Annotated in this window: 14 protein-coding genes and 1 pseudogene; 11 read left to right on the forward strand and 4 right to left on the reverse strand. The window is 58.9% G+C overall.

From position 1 onward, the window contains the following. The first annotated feature begins 53 nt into the window (after nucleotides 1–53). Genes OEG84_RS18615 through OEG84_RS18630 form a run of 4 tightly spaced genes read left to right on the forward strand, consistent with a single transcriptional unit; the run spans nucleotide 54 to nucleotide 4,735 of the window. Nucleotides 54–551 (forward strand): TRAP transporter small permease subunit, encoded by a 498-nt coding sequence (locus OEG84_RS18615; protein ID WP_267655113.1) that lies wholly within the window; start codon nucleotides 54–56, stop codon nucleotides 549–551. Then, complete coding sequence (locus OEG84_RS18620) at nucleotides 548–1,864, forward strand: TRAP transporter large permease (protein WP_267655114.1); 1,317 nt, start codon at nucleotides 548–550, stop codon at nucleotides 1,862–1,864. Before OEG84_RS18615 ends, OEG84_RS18620 begins: the two co-directional genes overlap by 4 nt. Further along, a complete protein-coding gene (locus OEG84_RS18625; protein WP_267655115.1) occupies nucleotides 1,861–3,198 on the forward strand; it encodes a malonyl-CoA decarboxylase in 1,338 nt (445 codons plus the stop codon). The genes OEG84_RS18620 and OEG84_RS18625 overlap by 4 nt, the downstream gene beginning before the upstream one ends. Further along, nucleotides 3,188–4,735, forward strand: a complete 1,548-nt coding sequence (locus OEG84_RS18630) for a malonate--CoA ligase (RefSeq protein ID WP_267655116.1) — start codon at nucleotides 3,188–3,190, stop codon at nucleotides 4,733–4,735. Before OEG84_RS18625 ends, OEG84_RS18630 begins: the two co-directional genes overlap by 11 nt. Before the next feature lie 105 nt (nucleotides 4,736–4,840). Here OEG84_RS18630 and OEG84_RS18635 read toward each other — a convergent pair whose 3' ends face one another. The 4 genes from OEG84_RS18635 to OEG84_RS18650 are packed head-to-tail and all read right to left on the reverse strand — an operon-like array spanning nucleotide 4,841 to nucleotide 9,254. Next, nucleotides 4,841–5,926, reverse strand: a complete 1,086-nt coding sequence (locus OEG84_RS18635; RefSeq protein WP_267655117.1) for a hypothetical protein — start codon at nucleotides 5,924–5,926, stop codon at nucleotides 4,841–4,843. Nucleotides 5,927–5,947: 21 nt separating this feature from the next. After that, complete coding sequence (locus OEG84_RS18640) at nucleotides 5,948–6,199, reverse strand: acyl carrier protein (RefSeq protein ID WP_267655118.1); 252 nt, start codon at nucleotides 6,197–6,199, stop codon at nucleotides 5,948–5,950. Beyond that, nucleotides 6,196–7,686 carry a hypothetical protein gene (locus tag OEG84_RS18645; protein WP_267655119.1) on the reverse strand — a complete coding sequence of 497 codons (1,491 nt, stop codon included), beginning with the start codon at nucleotides 7,684–7,686 and terminating at the stop codon, nucleotides 6,196–6,198. The genes OEG84_RS18640 and OEG84_RS18645 overlap by 4 nt, the downstream gene beginning before the upstream one ends. Continuing rightward, entirely contained in the window at nucleotides 7,683–9,254 is a 1,572-nt protein-coding gene (locus tag OEG84_RS18650) for an AMP-binding protein (protein ID WP_267655120.1), read from the reverse strand. Before OEG84_RS18650 ends, OEG84_RS18645 begins: the two co-directional genes overlap by 4 nt. Nucleotides 9,255–9,659: 405 nt before the next feature. Between OEG84_RS18650 and OEG84_RS18655 the strand changes: the two are divergent. From OEG84_RS18655 to OEG84_RS18685, 7 genes and pseudogenes are all read left to right on the forward strand, one after another. After that, nucleotides 9,660–10,720, forward strand: a pseudogene (locus OEG84_RS18655) (Ldh family oxidoreductase). A gap of 174 nt (nucleotides 10,721–10,894) precedes the next feature. Continuing rightward, nucleotides 10,895–11,017, forward strand: coding sequence for a hypothetical protein (locus OEG84_RS18660; protein WP_267655121.1), 123 nt, complete (start codon nucleotides 10,895–10,897; stop codon nucleotides 11,015–11,017). A 1-nt stretch (nucleotide 11,018) separates the two neighbouring features. Then, the gene (locus OEG84_RS18665) at nucleotides 11,019–12,524 is read left to right on the forward strand and encodes an aldehyde dehydrogenase (NADP(+)) (RefSeq protein ID WP_267655122.1); all 1,506 of its coding nucleotides are present in this window, start codon (nucleotides 11,019–11,021) and stop codon (nucleotides 12,522–12,524) included. A gap of 242 nt (nucleotides 12,525–12,766) precedes the next feature. Continuing rightward, nucleotides 12,767–13,531, forward strand: coding sequence for a glycosyltransferase family 25 protein (locus OEG84_RS18670; protein ID WP_267655123.1), 765 nt, complete (start codon nucleotides 12,767–12,769; stop codon nucleotides 13,529–13,531). Next, the gene (galE, locus tag OEG84_RS18675) at nucleotides 13,528–14,565 is read left to right on the forward strand and encodes a UDP-glucose 4-epimerase GalE (RefSeq protein ID WP_267655124.1); all 1,038 of its coding nucleotides are present in this window, start codon (nucleotides 13,528–13,530) and stop codon (nucleotides 14,563–14,565) included. Before OEG84_RS18670 ends, galE begins: the two co-directional genes overlap by 4 nt. A 44-nt stretch (nucleotides 14,566–14,609) precedes the next feature. Continuing rightward, the gene (locus OEG84_RS18680) at nucleotides 14,610–15,317 is read left to right on the forward strand and encodes a class I SAM-dependent methyltransferase (protein ID WP_267655125.1); all 708 of its coding nucleotides are present in this window, start codon (nucleotides 14,610–14,612) and stop codon (nucleotides 15,315–15,317) included. Beyond that, entirely contained in the window at nucleotides 15,314–16,195 is an 882-nt protein-coding gene (locus OEG84_RS18685; protein WP_267655126.1) for an alpha-1,2-fucosyltransferase, read from the forward strand. The genes OEG84_RS18680 and OEG84_RS18685 overlap by 4 nt, the downstream gene beginning before the upstream one ends. Nucleotides 16,196–16,198 lie beyond the last annotated feature (3 nt).

The raw sequence follows: 16,198 nt of genomic DNA on the forward strand, positions 1-16,198 counted from the left end.
TCCCCTTTTTCCCGCCCGGCCTGTCCTTTATCCGACCCGAGGATTCCCTCTAGATGAAACGCTTTGTGTCCATTGTCGAGGCGCTGTCGCGGCTGTGCGGTCTCATGTCCATGTTGTTGATTGCCGCGTCCACACTTGTGGTTTCCCAGATGGTGTTCATGCGCTATTTTCTGGGTGCCTCCACCGTCTGGCAGACCGAGTTCGTTGTCTATGCCATGATCGCCTCCACCTTCATTGGCGCGCCTTATGTGCTGTTGCTCAAGGGCCATGTCTCGGTCGATCTGCTGCCCACGTTGCTCGGCGGCACTGGCAAGCGTCTGCTGGATGTTCTTGCCGCCAGTTTGAGCCTGGCATTCTGCGCCCTGCTCGGTTGGTCCGGCTGGCATTTTTTCTACGAGGCAATGTCAAAGGGCTGGACCACCGACACGGTCTGGGCGCTGCCGCTGTGGATCCCGCTGCTGCCGCTGCCGCTCGGCGTCGGTATCCTGTGCCTGCAATACATCGCCGAAATCTACAAGAACTGGACCGCCGCTGAGGAGAGCCCCGCATGAGCCCGCTGGAAATCGGCCTTCTCATCCTTGTCGCGCTGATAGCGCTGTTTGCCATCGGCATGCCCATCGCCTTTGCACTGGGCGCGGTTTCCATCGGAACCCTGCTGCTGATTGATGGCTTCCGCTCGCTCGATATTCTCGGCGAGACCTTTTTCTCGGGCCTCAATTCTTTCACGCTGGTGTCGATCCCGATGTTCATCCTTATGGGCGCCGCGGTCTCCAACTCGCCGGCGGGCAAGGATCTTTACGAGGCGCTCGACCGCTGGCTCAACCGGGTGCCCGGCGGCCTGGTCCTGTCCAACCTGGGTGCCTGTTCGATCTTTTCGGCGCTGTCGGGTTCCTCGCCCGCCACCTGTGCGGCGATTGGCAAGATGGGCATTCCCGAAATGCGCAAGCGCGGCTATCCCGACGAAATCTCCGCCGGCTCGATCGCCGCCGGCGGCACCCTCGGTATCCTCATTCCGCCCTCGATCACCATGATTGTCTACGGCATTGCCACCGAAACATCGATTGGCCGGCTGTTTCTGGCCGGCGTGCTTCCAGGAATGATGCTGACAACCATATTCATGGCCTGGACCTTGTTTTCATGTTGGCGCAGCGGGCTGAAACTCTCTGATGTAACCCAGCACTATTCACTCAAACAGAAGCTCGAGATCCTGCCGCGGGTGCTGCCGTTTCTGGCCATCGTCGCAGGCATCTTGTTCGTGCTGTATGGCGGCGTTGCGACCCCATCGGAAGCCGCCGGCGTCGGCGCCCTGTTCTGCCTGGTGCTGGTGGTCGTGGTCTACAAGATGTTCTTGGCCAAGCCTTTCCTCTCAATGTTTCGAGATTCGACCAAGGAATCGGTGATGATCATGATGATCATCGCAGCCTCCGAATTGTTCGCCTTCACCCTGTCTTCGACCTTCGTCACGCAGAGCATCGCCAACTGGATTTCAGATCTCGAGGTCAACCGCTGGGTGCTGATGGGGATCATCAATGTCTTCCTGCTGATCGCCGGTTTCTTCCTGCCGCCGGTGGCCGTGATCCTGATGACTGCGCCAATCCTGCTACCGATCATCACCAGTGCCGGATTTGACCCCTACTGGTTTGCCGTCATCCTCACCATCAACATGGAAATCGGTCTGATCACCCCACCCGTCGGGCTCAATCTCTATGTCATCAACTCGATAGCGCCGGACATATCACTCGGTACCATCCTGCGTGGTTCGCTGCCCTATGTGATGTGCATGATTCTGGCCATCGTGATCCTGTGCATCTTTCCCTCGATCGTCACCTTCCTGCCCGAACTGATAATGGGGGCCGCGCTTTGAACCGCTCCGGCTTCTTCTACGACCTGCTGTCGACATTATTCGAGCGGCAGAATATTGCCCGGGTTAAGGGCGACGGGCGTTCTATCACATCACTTTGCGACGATCTGATTGCTAGCGCGAGTGAGGTCTCTGGCTACAATATGGGACAGCAGATCCTGTCGCGCTTCAGCGAGCTCACGCAGGAAGACGAGATCGCCTTCTTCGAGTACCTCAACGAGAAGATGGATATCGATATCGACCGGTTGCAGGCGTCGACCGCTGCCTACCAGATCGACCAGTCGCCTGAAAATTTCGCCAACCTGCTTGATGCCGCCGAACCCAAACGGCAGGAATTGCTGCGCCGTATCAACCGGGTACCCGGCACCACCGGTGATCTGGTGAAAATGCGCGCCCGGCTGCTCAAGCTGCTCAAGGACCATCCCTCGTTTGGGCGGATCGACGTGGATTTTCAGCATTTGTTTGGCTCGTGGTTTAACCGCGGTTTCCTGGTTCCTCGCCGGATCCACTGGCAAAGCCCGGCCAATATTCTCGAGAAGATCATCAAATATGAAGCCGTGCATGCCATCAACGACTGGGATGATCTGCGCCGCCGCGTCGAGCCGCCTGACCGCCGCTGCTACGCGTTTTTCCATCCTGCCATGCCGGATGATCCGCTGATCTTTGTCGAGGTGGCACTGGTCAAGGGCATCCCCGGTTCGGTGCAGGAAATTCTGGCAGAAAACCGCGAGATCCTCAGCCCCGAAAGCGCTGACACAGCGGTGTTCTATTCGATTTCCAACTGCCAGGCAGGGCTGCGTGGCGTCTCCTTCGGCAACTCGCTGATCAAGCAGGTGGTGGAGGATCTGCAGGCCGAAGTGAAGTCGATCAACACCTTTGTCACGCTGTCGCCTATTCCCGGGCTCAATCGCTGGCTGCACCAGTCCGTGATCGACCAGCCCAATACCGTTGTTGCTGCCGAAGACATTGAGATGGCCATTGAATCTGGCGAACTCGGCGGGCTCAAGGAGCAGTCGCAATGGTTGCGCCGCCAGGCAGCCCATTACCTGGTCAATCAGAAGACGCGTAACGGCATGCCGCTCGACCCGGTGGCCCGTTTCCATCTCAATAACGGTGCCATGCTGCACGATATTCACGCTGGCGCCGACCTGTCGCCAAACGGGGTGCGCCAGTCCTGCGGACTGATGGTCAATTACCTCTATGATCTCAAGAAGGTCAGCCAGTTCCACGAGGGGTTTGCCGAGACCCACACGGTGTTCACCTCCAGGGAAGTCAAGACTTTGGCCGATGCAGCGGCCGCAAACAGTAACGGCAGGAAACTGAAAAATGGCTCGTAATTATCTCTTCGATGGACTTCTCTCTAGCAAGCTGGCCACGGATGAAGCCCGCAACGCCACTTTCGCCACCCTGCCTGCTGATGGACGCCATTACAGCTATGGTGATGTCGAGGATGTGTCGGGCCGTTTTGCCAATGTGCTTGTGGGTCTCGGCGTCAAGCCTGGCGACCGGGTGGCGGTGCAGGTGCCCAAATCCATCGAAGCGATCATGCTCTATCTTGCCGTGGTCCGCGCCGGCGCCGTTTTCCTGCCGCTCAACACCGGCTACATGCCGGCGGAAATCGAATATTTTCTCGGCAATGCGACACCGCGCATCTTTGTCTGCGATCCCAAAAAACGCTCTGACTACGAGGCGCTGACAACGAGCCTCGGCATCGGCCTTGAGACCATGGGCGTCTGGCAGAACCACGAGACCAGCGCCGGGTCGCTCAATGACGCCGGGCTTGCTGCCCCCACAGCGTTCGATACAGTCGCCCGCGAAGCCAGCGATCTCGCCGCCATTCTCTACACCTCCGGCACCACCGGCCGCTCGAAGGGCGCCATGCTGACCCACGCCAATCTTTTGTCCAATGCCGAGACGCTGGTGCAGGCCTGGCGGTTCACGAAGGACGACGTGCTGCTGCACGCCCTGCCGATTTTTCACACCCACGGTCTGTTCGTCGCCACCAATACCGCACTGAGCGCCGGCGCATCGCTGATCTTCCTGCCCACTTTCAGCGCTGAAGCCATCATTGAAAACATACCCGGCGCTACCGCGCTGATGGGCGTGCCGACCTTCTACACCCGCCTGCTCGATGACCCCGCCTTCACCGGTGATTTGGTCAAGCACATGCGGCTGTTCGTTTCCGGCAGCGCGCCGCTGCCGGCTGAGACGCATGTCCTGTTCGAAGAGCGGACGGGCCATCGCATTCTCGAGCGCTACGGCATGACCGAGACCAACATGAACACCTCCAACCCCTATGATGGTGAACGCCGCGCCGGCACGGTCGGCTTCCCGCTGCCGGGTGTTGAGCTGCGCATCGTCGACGCCGAGAGTGGCAAAGTGCTGCCGCAGGGCGAGATCGGCATCATCGAGGTCAAAGGGCCCAACGTATTTGCCGGTTACTGGCAGATGCCCGAGAAGACCAAAGAGGAATTCCGCGACGACGGCTTCTTCATCACCGGCGATGTCGGGGTGATTGACGCTGGCGGTTATGTGCAGATCGTCGGCCGTTCCAAGGACCTGATCATCTCAGGCGGTTACAACATCTATCCCAAGGAGCTTGAACTGCTGCTCGACGAGGAAAAGGGCGTGCTCGAATCCGCTGTCATCGGCGTACCACATGCCGATTTCGGCGAAGGCGTGGTTGCGGTGCTGGTACCAAGGCCTGGCGCCAATCTCGACGAAGCGACGATCCTGGAATCCATCAAACCGAAGATTGCCCGCTTCAAGCAGCCCAAGCGCATCGTGGTCCTCGATGAACTTCCCCGCAACACCATGGGCAAGGTGCAGAAGAATGTCCTGCGTGACGCCTACAAGACCTTGCTGGAAGCCTGAACTTCGGATGCTATGGGAAATGGCTGACGGCCCCACATATTCGATCAAGCGTGGGGCCGTGATTCACTCCAGATCTGTCAAGCCCGTGACCAGCACGGTGTCCTTTTAGACAGAAAGGGTATGATCAGGCTTTGTGGCTGCACGCCGGTTCCTGAGCCAGAACCAGACTGCATAACCCAGCAGCGCGAAACAGATGCTGTTCTCGCGGATTTCCGCCACTTCGTATCCACTGCTCTGATTGCTGCCCAGCAGCAGGTATAGCACTTGAACGGCAATGATGATGGCAAGCCCCGCCATTGCCGGTGTCCGGACCATGCGCCAACGCAGCAGCAGAACTGCAAAAATCAAGATTCCGGCGAAGAACATCATTTGCTGTGGCATGATGTTCCAGGACGCATACATGCCTGCAACCAGCGGCATGGCCAGAAGCGTGAAATCAGCGGGCGGGATGAAATGATCCAGCTTGCCGCGCAACTGGCCCGGCAGGGCCTGAAGCAATAGCGGTGCAAGCACGAACGCGGCGAATGCCACGCCGTAATAAATCATCTCGAAGCGGATGGTGTAGAAATTGTGCAGGTTGGTTTCCTGCTGGGTATTGCCCTCGAACTGGGCCGGTGTGCCCCAGCCGAAATAATGCTGCCCGTAGGAGGTTTCCTCCAGCAACAGCAGCAGCACGGCAAGCGCCATCCCGGCAGCCAGCAGTCTACCCGGAAGGCCGAGAACCCTGATGTCGCGCAAACCCTTGCCGGCAGCGAACGTGACCACCAGAAACACCAGCGCCAGGGCAATCGCTGCCTCTTGCAGCACGGCAATGGGGCCAAGCTCGGACACTGCGGCACGCAGTGCCTCCGGCGTCTGCGCGAGCGCGTAGACCGTCCAGACATGAACACCGTAACTGATCAGGCAGATGGCTGCGAGGCTCCAGCCGGCAACACCGCCAATCCGGAAAAGTCGGGGCTCGGGCAGGGTATCGGGGATGACAGCAAAAGCGATTGCCAGGCCGCCGGTCAGGCTGAGCATGATGCGAATGGCGCCGCTTAACTGCCAGTCGGGCGCGGCCTCACTGAGAAAGGTACGGTCAAACAACGTCATGTCGACAAACAATGAAGCCACAATCGCGGCAACTGCCAGGGCAAACAGCACCAGCCTTTGTTGAAACCTGTCGGGCTGGCTGTAGGTGTCCATGAACATGATGATACTCCTGATGTTACGTTACGCAGTCTGGGATGAGACGAGCGTGGAGATCTCCTGAAGCGTGTCGATCTGGGACATGTCGAAATCGGGATCGCTAAGATCCACGCCGAATTCCGATTCAAGAGTGAGCAGCACATTGACCGCCGCCACCGAATCCAGTCGTCCGCTGTCAAACAGTGATTCATTGTCACCAATCTGGGTGTCCTGCCCCCGCGCCTCCAGCAGGTCGACGATTGTCGTGCGGACGGTTTCGCTGATTGTCGTGGTCATGTGTGAACTCCGAATAGACTGAGGAAGAAATAGATGCGTTCGCCAACCGGGACCATCCCGCTGGAGTCATCGAACACCTGAAGAAGACCGTAGAAAAGGATCACCTGGACGCGCGGCAGCACGTCATAGCGGAACCAGCCGTCCTCCGCGCTTGGCTTCTTCTGGTAGAGCTGCGACCAGATCAGTCCAGTGGTCAGAGCACCGGCATAGATCGCGTAGGAAGAATATCCGCGAACCGTTTCCCAGAAGCCGGCGATCGCGAAGGAAGGCGAATCGCTTATGAAATCGAACAGCATGTTTCCGACAAACGCGGCCATGAAAGTCGCAAAAGCCATCCGCAATCGCGGGTACTTTTTAAAACAGCGCTGGAACGTCGGATAGAAGAAGAAGTCGGCGAGGATTTCCTTGAAATAGAACAGGTAGCGCGACCAGAATTCGGACATGGTGCGTGATGCCAGCGGTTTGGCCATGCCGCGGGGGACATTGAAGCCGACCATCCTGATCACGGCGATGAACAGATGGATGGAAGCGCCGAACACGACGATCTGGCCAAGGAAATCCGCAGCAAGGACCGTCCAGCGCAAGACTGCGGTTTCGCTCGCCCCGTTTGCTGTGGCGGAAATCATGGCTTCGAGGTGCGGCAGCTCGAGGGCACCGTGTACAAACCAGTTGAAACCGATTTCCCAGATCCAGAAGAGTATCGTCGCCCACACCACCAGCTTGAGTGCCTTGAGCCGCGTGATCGCCATATCAGTCGGGGTCTTGGCTTCAAACTTGCGAAAGAAAGCCGGACCCTTCAGGGGAACAGATCCGGCAGCCCAGACCGGACGTAAAAACCCGAGTTGCTGATGCACAGGCAACGCCGTCTTCGAGCGGCTGTCGAGCAGAATGTAGCCGAGAAAGAAAAAACTGCCGGACAGATAGCCGAGTGAAACCCAGGCAATGGAAAATGCCGGGTGTTGATCCGGAACGGCGATCGTCATCGCCGCCAGTCCTGCGCCAAGCGCAAGCATAAACTGGATCGGCCGCCGGGCAATGAACTCGATATTTCGCGATGTCTGGTTGTGGATCAACAGATACGCGAAGGCCATGAAAACAAGTCCGAAGATGGCAAAGCCGAAGGTACTTGGCAGCGACAAGTAGGAGGAAGACACAAGCTCATCGAAATAGGTGTAATGGGCTTCCTGCTTAAGCGGCTTGAGCAGGAAATACACCGCGCCGACAGCTGTCAAAAGCAGCATTCGCCGCGCCGGAAAGACCGCGCAGAGAACCAGCGCAATGGCGACAAGGGCAGCATGCTTGGTGCGGATCACCGGCAACAGGAACATCAGGGCAATGAACCCGAAATGGAGCAACCCTTGACCGAGGCCTGTTTGCGCCCAGCGTTGGGCCGCCTCGTTGCGATCAATATCGAGCCACCAGCGGCGCCAGCGCAACGGGTTGAAGGTGATCGGCCCGGGCGAAGTGGTAATGTCGAGTGAAGTCACGATGCAATCTCCAGACCGAATTCCTGTGTCTGAAGCATTTGGCCCAGCGCATTGCGATCGATCTTGCCGTTGGCGTTCAGCGGCATGTGTTCAATGTGTTCGAGGCGCGCCGGCACCATATGCGGCGGCAACACGGATCTCAGCTCGTTGGCGATATGCTGATGGTCGGATTGTGCATTCGAATAGAACCCGACCAGACCTTCGGCGACGCCGTCGAGCATTGGCCAGGCGACAGCAACAGCCATGTCAGTGCCAGCGGCTTCGCGCAGCCTGGTATCGATCTCTTCCAGTTCAACCCGGTGACCGTGCAGCTTGATCTGGTTGTCGAGACGACCCAGATGATGGAAAACGCCGTCGTCATCGACATAGCCGCTGTCTCCTGTCAGATACCAGCGGGTGCCGTCCACAACAGGAAACCGCTGCGCGGTCAGGGCCGGCTGCTGGAAATAGCCTTCGGCCAGTTGCGCGCCGGCGAGGGCAATTTCGCCAGCTTCGCCCGTTGCTACCGGTTTGCCGTTACTGCTCACGATGCGGGCCTGCATGTCTGGATAGGGATGTCCGATCGCGACGATGCCCCGTGTTTCGGTTTGCCGACCAGCCTGTGTCCAGGTCTGCCTGAGACAGGCGATGGTGGCTTCGGTCGGGCCGTAGATGTTGTCGACGATGCTGTTCGGCGCAGCTTGCGTCCAGGCCCTGGCGGTTTCGACCGGCAGCGGTTCACCACAAAACAGCGATATCCGCAGTGATGGCATGCTGTCGGCGGCAAGCCCGCCGGTCTTGCGTGCCATCGCCACGACCGAGGGGACCGAAAGCCAGGTGGTGATGGCGTTGGCTCGAATGAAGCGCGCCGGTGCCAGCATGTCGAGCGGGCGCATGAGATAGAGCGCTCCTCCGGCCTTCCAGGTTGTCAGCATATTGTGGACCGACAGGTCAAAGGTGATGTCGCAGGTTTCCGCCGCCCTGTCGCCGGGCCGAAAATCATACCAGCCGGCCATTGCCTCGAGATAGGACGCGACCGCGCCGGCAGAAACCATGACGCCTTTCGGCTTGCCGGTGGTGCCCGAGGTGAATTCGATATAGGCGATGTGATCGGGCTCGACCTGGGCGGGTTCAAAACCCGCAATGTCGACCGTGTCGGGGTGTCCGTTGCCGATCTGTCGGAACTCACCGGCCGACGCCCCTGGCGCGAAGACCAGGGCTGGCGCCGCGGCGGCCAATTCGGGCGACAACAGTAGTTCGCCGGCCCGATCAACGATTAGCGCGTCGAGCTCCAGCATCGCGAACAATTCGATCAGCCGCGCTGCCGGTAGCTTTAGGCTGATCGGAACATAGGTGCCGCCCGCCCACGCGGTTGCCAGTATGCCGACGCATGCCTCGACGCTCCGGGATGCGAGAATGCCTACACGGCCATGGCTCATCCCCGGCCGAACTGCGGCCGCAAGGGTTTGCACCTTGGCCGCGAGATCACCGTAGCTGATGTGAGCGCCGGCAGATACGAGTGCGTCTTGAGCGGAGTTGCACTTGGCATTGAGATTAAATGGCTCGGCGATACTGAAGTTCTTCGACATTCCGGATGCGCTCCCATGAATTATTATGGGACATTAGCGACAACGGATGTAAATCTAAATCTAAAGGAAGTATTTACCTTAATGTATCCAATTTTACTAAAATATGTTGTTTATGTTGGTGGGGATTGGTGCGCCATACTTGTTTTGGTGTGCGTGCTGAATTGAAATTGCCGCGGTCGACATCATTTCGGGGGCGGTAGGTGGGTATTGGCGAAACTGGTGTGAAAAAGACGCCCAAGCCTGGCTCAGCGGCAGACCGTCTGTTGCGGTGATGAGATGGCAAATTATATGTTGCCTCTCCAGCGTATGTCGGGTTCAGATCGATTCAATCAAATTGCAACGCCGATTGCCAGGCAAGCTGCGCCGCCGCACCGTGGTTGCGGATCGGAATTAGGGGGAAATTGCATGCAGGAAATTGAAAGCGGCGGCGAGGAGCATGTCCTCATTCCGGTGGCCGAGGTTTACCATCTCTCGCTGTCGGTTCTGACCGTAGCCGGGCTTTCGCAGACCCAGGCTCGGCCGGTGGCGCGGGTAATTGCCGATTGCGAGCGTGACGAACGCAGATCGCACGGATTGCTGCGGTTGCCCGGATGTGTTTCCACCGCGCAGCATCCGAAATTTGTCCGCGATGCAGAACCGGTGCTGGAGGATGTGACACCAGCCGTGGTTCGCGTTGATGCCCGCAACGGCTATTCGCTGGCGGCATTCGAGCAGGGGCTTCCGGTGCTTGAGCAAAAGGCCAAGGCGCTGGGCGTTGCCGTGCTGGCGATCAATAACTGCTTTCATTTCTCTGCCTTATGGCCGGAAATCGAGGCCATCTGCGCGCGAAATCTGGTGGGGATGGCAATGACCCCCAGCCACAGTTGGGTCGCACCTGCGGGCGCAACCAAACCAATATTCGGCACCAACCCGCTTGCCTTCGGATGGCCGCGCGCCGGGCGTCAGCCCTATGTTTTCGATTTTGCCACCAGCGTCATGGCCCGCAGTGACATTGCCATGGCCAGGCTCAAGGGGGTGCCATTCCTGAGGGCTGCGGTGTCGATATCGACGGCAACCCCTCAACCGATCCTGCCCGGGTTCTGGAGGGAGCCATGTGGAGTTTCGGCGGCCACAAGGGCGCGGCGATCGCCACCATGATCGAGCTTCTGGCTGGCCCGCTGATTGGTGACCTGACCAGCAGCGAGTCAATGGCCTATGATGGCGGCGAGCGGGCAGCTCCGTTCCATGGCGAACTGGTGATAGCGCTCGATCCGAAACTGCTGGGAGATGGTCAGGACGGGCTCAACCAGGCACGTGCCGAACAGTTGTTTGCAGGCTTTACCGACCAGTCGGCGCGGCTTCCCTCCGAACGCCGATATGCGGCGCGGGCACGCAGCGAGGCGCAGGGTGTACGTGTGCCCAAAAGCCTTTACGCCAGAATTCTGGCGATCGCCGAATCCGGCGTCGATCCGTGTGACAAACTGTAATCGCGATGCTGCCGGCACTGCCTAATCGCAGGACATAGGGCAGGGACCAGTATCGACAAACGGCGCGGAGCGGTCTTGCATAGGGCCGTTTGCTCTGCTCGAAAGGGCAGTCACTTTACGGCATTGATTTGATGCATGTACGTTAGCGCCCAAATGAACCCGTTTGAGCGACATATGCATAAGATCACCGCCCACCCGGAAGAAAATAGCTGCCTGTTGTCGGGATGCCTGAAAGGCACCGGTCTGGTGGTTTCATGCGCATTGTTTCGCGCCAAAGCCAATATGAATGGAGAATGACATGCTGACGGGAAAACATCTGATTGCCGGAAACTGGGTCGCGGGCGAGACCACGTTTGCCAGCCAGCCGGCGCACGGCGATGCCCATGATTTCGCGGTTGGTACGCCCGCCCATGTTGATGCGGCGGTTGTTGCTGCAGAAGAAGCCTTCGCGACCTTCGGCTATTCGAGCCGCGCCGAGCGCGCTGCCCTGCTCAACGCCATCGCAGACGAAATTGAGGCGCGAGGCGACGAGATCACCGCCATCGGCACCTCTGAATCCGGTCTTCTCGAGGCGCGGCTGCAAGGCGAACGAGGCCGTACCACCGGACAATTGCGGCTGTTTGCCAGCCACATCGAAAAGGGCGATTATCTCGACCGCCGCCACGACCAGGCGCTGCCCGACCGTGCGCCGCTGCCGCGCCCTGATCTGCGCATGATCCAGCGCCCTATCGGCCCGGTTGCTGTTTTCGGCGCGTCGAATTTCCCACTCGCCTTTTCCACCGCCGGTGGCGACACTGCTGCGGCTCTGGCAGCCGGTTGCCCGGTCGTCGTCAAGGGGCACTCCGCCCATCCAGGCACCGGCGAAATCGTGGCTCAGGCAATCGATGCGGCGATCAAGCGTCTCGGCCTGCATCCGGGCGTCTTTTCGCTGGTTCAGGGCGGAACCCGCGAGACTGGCCAGGCGCTGGTCACCCATCCACTGATCAAGGCGGTCGGCTTCACCGGCTCGCTCGGCGGTGGCCGCGCACTGTTTGATCTATGTGCCCAGCGCCCTGAACCGATCCCGTTCTTCGGCGAATTGGGCTCGGTCAACCCCATGTTCCTGCTGCCTGAAGCGGTCGGCGCCCGCGGCGCCGAAATTGCCAAGGGCTGGGCCGGATCGCTCACTATGGGGGCAGGGCAGTTCTGCACTAACCCCGGCATTTCGGTGCTGATCGATGGTCCCGATGCCGACGCCTTCATCGCCGCAGCGACTGCTGCGCTGGAACCGGTCGGCGCCCAGACCATGCTGACTGATGGCATTGCCGAAGCCTACCGCCACGGCCGCGACCGGGTGGCCGGCGCTCAGGGCGTGCAGGAACTGCTCACCTCGACTTGCGATCTGCGCAACGCCACTCCCTATCTGTTTGCCACCACCGGCAAGCAATGGCTCGGCAACGACGATCTCGGCGAGGAAGTCTTCGGCCCGCTTGGCCTGGTTGTCCGCGTGGCCGATGCCGACGAGATGCTTAGCGTCGCCAAAAGCCTCAAGGGCCAGCTCACCTGCACGCTGCACATGGATGCGGGCGATACCGCGCTTGGCCGCAAGCTGATGCCGGTGCTTGAGCGCAAGGCCGGCCGGGTTCTGGCCAACGGCTTTCCGACCGGTGTCGAGGTTTGCGATGCGATGGTACACGGCGGACCCTATCCGGCGTCGACCAATTTCGGTGCCACTTCGGTGGGCACGCTGTCGATCCGCCGCTTCCTGCGTCCGGTCTGCTACCAGAACCTGCCGACAGAGCTGCTGCCCGAGGATCTCGGCTGACCCAGAAGCTGACACATCGCTGGCGCTGAGCCCGATCTGGGCACGGGTGACCGGCCTCGATATCGGTGGCATTTTCCGTCAAATACAACACCGCGCGTTCAACCAGGTGCGCGGTGTTATCATGTGCCGTGCTGATCTCGCCCGCAGCCCCTTGCTGTTGACAAAGCCTGTCGTCTAGAAGGGGATGAAATCCACCGGCATCATGGATCGTGATCGAGTGGAAGGCGATGGACGGGGGTGGTATGAGCACAGCAGGCGGGATTGAAGCCTTTGTTATCCACCTGGCGCGCGCTGAAGCGCGGCGGCCGCAGGTGGAGCGGATTCTGGCCGCCTGCCCGGTGGCTGCCGAGGTAATGGATGCCGTCGATGGCCGGGCGCTTACAGCCGCGGAACGTGACGCTGTCTATTCGCGACAATCCCTGCATGCGCCGCGCTATCCTTTTGACCTCACGGTTGGTGAAATTGGCTGCTTTCTCAGTCACCGCAGGGCCTGGCAGACAATTGTCGACAGGGAGCTTTCGGCTGGACTGATCATCGAAGACGATGTCGAGATTGACGTTGAAAGCTTTGGCCCCGGTCTGGATCTGGCTATCCAGAACATTGATGCGCTGGGCTACATACAGTTCCAGACCCGGCCGGTGCCCGGGCCGGCGGTCGAACTTGCGCGGCTGGGTGGAATCGCGATCATCAGGCCCGAACTGGGGCCGTTGCGCACCTCTGCACAATTGGTTAGCGCCGCCCACGCCAAACATCTGCTGGGACTCACCGAACGGTTTGACCGGCCTGTCGACGGTATCTTGCAGATGGGCTGGGTGACCGGCAAGCCGCTGTGCTGCGTGGTGCCTTCGGGCATCAGCGATCGGACCGGCGAGACCGGTGGCAGCACGATTTCGCAAAAGCAGCGGTCGCTGGGCAATGTCCCGCGTGAAATCAACCGCTTTCTCTACCGCCGCGGTATCCGCAAACGCTCGCAACGCTATGCCGCGGCCCATGGAGGTGAGCGATGACAGTGTTAGTTACCGGCGGCGCCGGCTACATCGGCAGCCATATGGTCTGGAAGCTTCTTGACCGCAACGAGCAGGTTGTCGTCATCGATGATCTGTCCACCGGTCACGCCTGGGCGGTGCCGGACGGGGTTGCCTTCGTTCATGCCGATGTCGCCGACAAGAGCGCGCTTGACCGCATTTTCTCCGAGCACCAGATCGATGCCGTGTTCCATTTCGCCGGCGCCATCATTGTTCCGGAATCGGTGGAATTTCCGCTCAAATACTACCGCGAGAATGCTTCAAAGACCGGCGCTCTGATTGATCACGCAATCGAAAGGCGGATCGCTCACTTCATCTATTCCTCAAGCGCCGCCGTCTATGGTGCCCCCGGCATGGATCCGGTAACCGAAGCCGCGCCCTGTGCGCCCGAATCTCCCTACGGCACCTCCAAACTGGTGACCGAGTGGATGCTCCGCGATGTTGCCGCAGCCAATCCAGCCTTCCGCTACGCGGCCCTGCGCTATTTCAATGTCGCCGGCGCTGATCCGGACATGCGCTCGGGCCAGTCGTCGCGGGTGTCGACCCATCTCATCAAGATCGCCGCCGAAGCGGCCGTAGGCAAGCGCGACGGCGTGTCCATTTTCGGTGATGATTTCCCGACGCCCGACGGCACCTGTGTGCGGGACTACATTCACGTCTCCGATCTGGTCGAGGCCCATTACCAGGCGCTGGTCCATCTGCGCGCGGGCGGGCCCTCGATCATTGCCAATTGCGGCTACGGCAGCGGCTATTCGGTTCGTCAGGTGATCGAGGCAGTGAAGGCCGTGTCCGGGGTCGATTTCGAGGCCATTATCGGCCCGCGCCGGCCCGGTGACGCCGCCATGATCGTCGCCGATTCGACGTTGGCCCGCACGGTTTTAAACTGGTCCCCTCAGCTAGATGATCTCGAAACCATCATCCGCCACGCGCTGGAGTGGGAAAGGCGATTGGCCGAACAGGGCCCAAAAACTCCATCAGATCAAGATTCTCAAGTTTGTCCTGAGAATTCGATTTAGATAGGTAGCTAACAGTTTTTTATAAACAAGTAGGGTGTTTATTTATGGCTAGAGTGAAGAACAAGCAAGCACGCGACATGTGGCTTCAGAAGACCTTGCGCGATATCCCGGGAGGCGAAAGCCTGATAGATATCGGTGCTGGCGAATGTGACAACGCGCCTCTTTGTGAACATCTCGATTATACCAGTCAGGACATTGCTGAATATGATGGGGCTGGCAACAGCAAGGGTTTGCATACGAAAAAATGGAATTTTAAAAAAATTGATTTGATATGTGATCTTTACGAAATACCAGAAGATAGATCATGGGATAACGTGTTATGTTCTGAAGTGTTGGAGCATGTGGTTGATCCGGTTCGCGCGATACAAAAAATGGCTCGTATCGTAAGCCCGGGCGGCAGAATAGTTATTACGGCGCCGTTTAATAGTCTAACTCATTTCGCCCCTTACCATTTTTGTACGGGTTTTAGTGAGTATTTCTATAGGCACCATTTTTCGGAGCTTGGTTTCGAGATCGAGAAAATCGAGCCAAATGGTGGTTTTTTTGATTTCATGGATCAGGAGATTGGTCGCTCCACTCGCATTCCGGGAAAGTACAGCCGCATTCCAATCGATCCTATTTCGTTCGTCTTTTTCCAATTAGCACGCATGAGCGCCCGATTGTACGCGCGGTTGGATGGCCCACGCAATGCGCGTAGATCTTCCGAACTGCAGACGTTTGGCTTTCATGTAGTCGCCCGACGCCCTCAATGAATGGGACAAGCGCCAATGTGATCTCGCGACTGCATGGCGGGCTAGGCAACCAGTTGTTTCAGTATGCGGTTGGTCGTGCGGTGGCTATTAGGACTGGCGCTGAATTACTGCTTGATGCACGCTTGCTCACCGATAGAAATCCGTTTCAGTACGATCTCGGTAATTTCAGGATCGAGGCGAGGCTTGCTAATGATGACGAATTGCCACCTGCCAGAAATCATCCAATTGCTTATACGTGGTGGCGTGTTTTGCGCCATTCGCCACGCTTTATCCGCGAGCAGGGACTGGGTTTCAATGAGCGCGTCTCGACTATCGGCCCTGATTGCTATCTGCACGGCTACTTCCAGTCAGAGCGCTATTTTGCCGGTATTACCGCCGATCTGCGCCGCGAGCTGAGCCTGAAATCAGACGCTCGCGGCGACAATGCGCGGATGGCCGAACGCATTCAAGGTGGGCCGTCGGTTTCGATGCATATCCGGCGCGGCGATTATATTGCTTCTGCCAAGGCGCTCTCCACCCATGGATCGACAGGTCTCGCCTATTACCAGCGGGCGCTTGAGGAGATCCGGGCGCGGTCTGGCGAAGATCCGGTGGTCTATCTTTTCTCCAACGATCCCGACTGGGTGCGGGAGAACATGAAACTGGATGCCAAGCTGGTGCCGGTTGCCATCAATGATGGCCGGACGGCGCATGAGGATCTGCGCCTGATGAGCCTGTGCAACCACAATGTGATCGCCAATTCGACATTTTCCTGGTGGGGCGCATGGCTCAATCCATCGCCCGGCAAGATAGTCGCGGCCCCGGCGCAATGGTTTGCCAGCCTCAAGCTTTCCAACCCCGACATCACGCCGTCAACATGGCTGCGGCTTGGCGATTGACCG

Origin of the sequence: Hoeflea algicola (assembly GCF_026619415.1) — a bacterium.
Taxonomy (GTDB): Bacteria; Pseudomonadota; Alphaproteobacteria; order Rhizobiales; family Rhizobiaceae; genus Hoeflea; species Hoeflea algicola.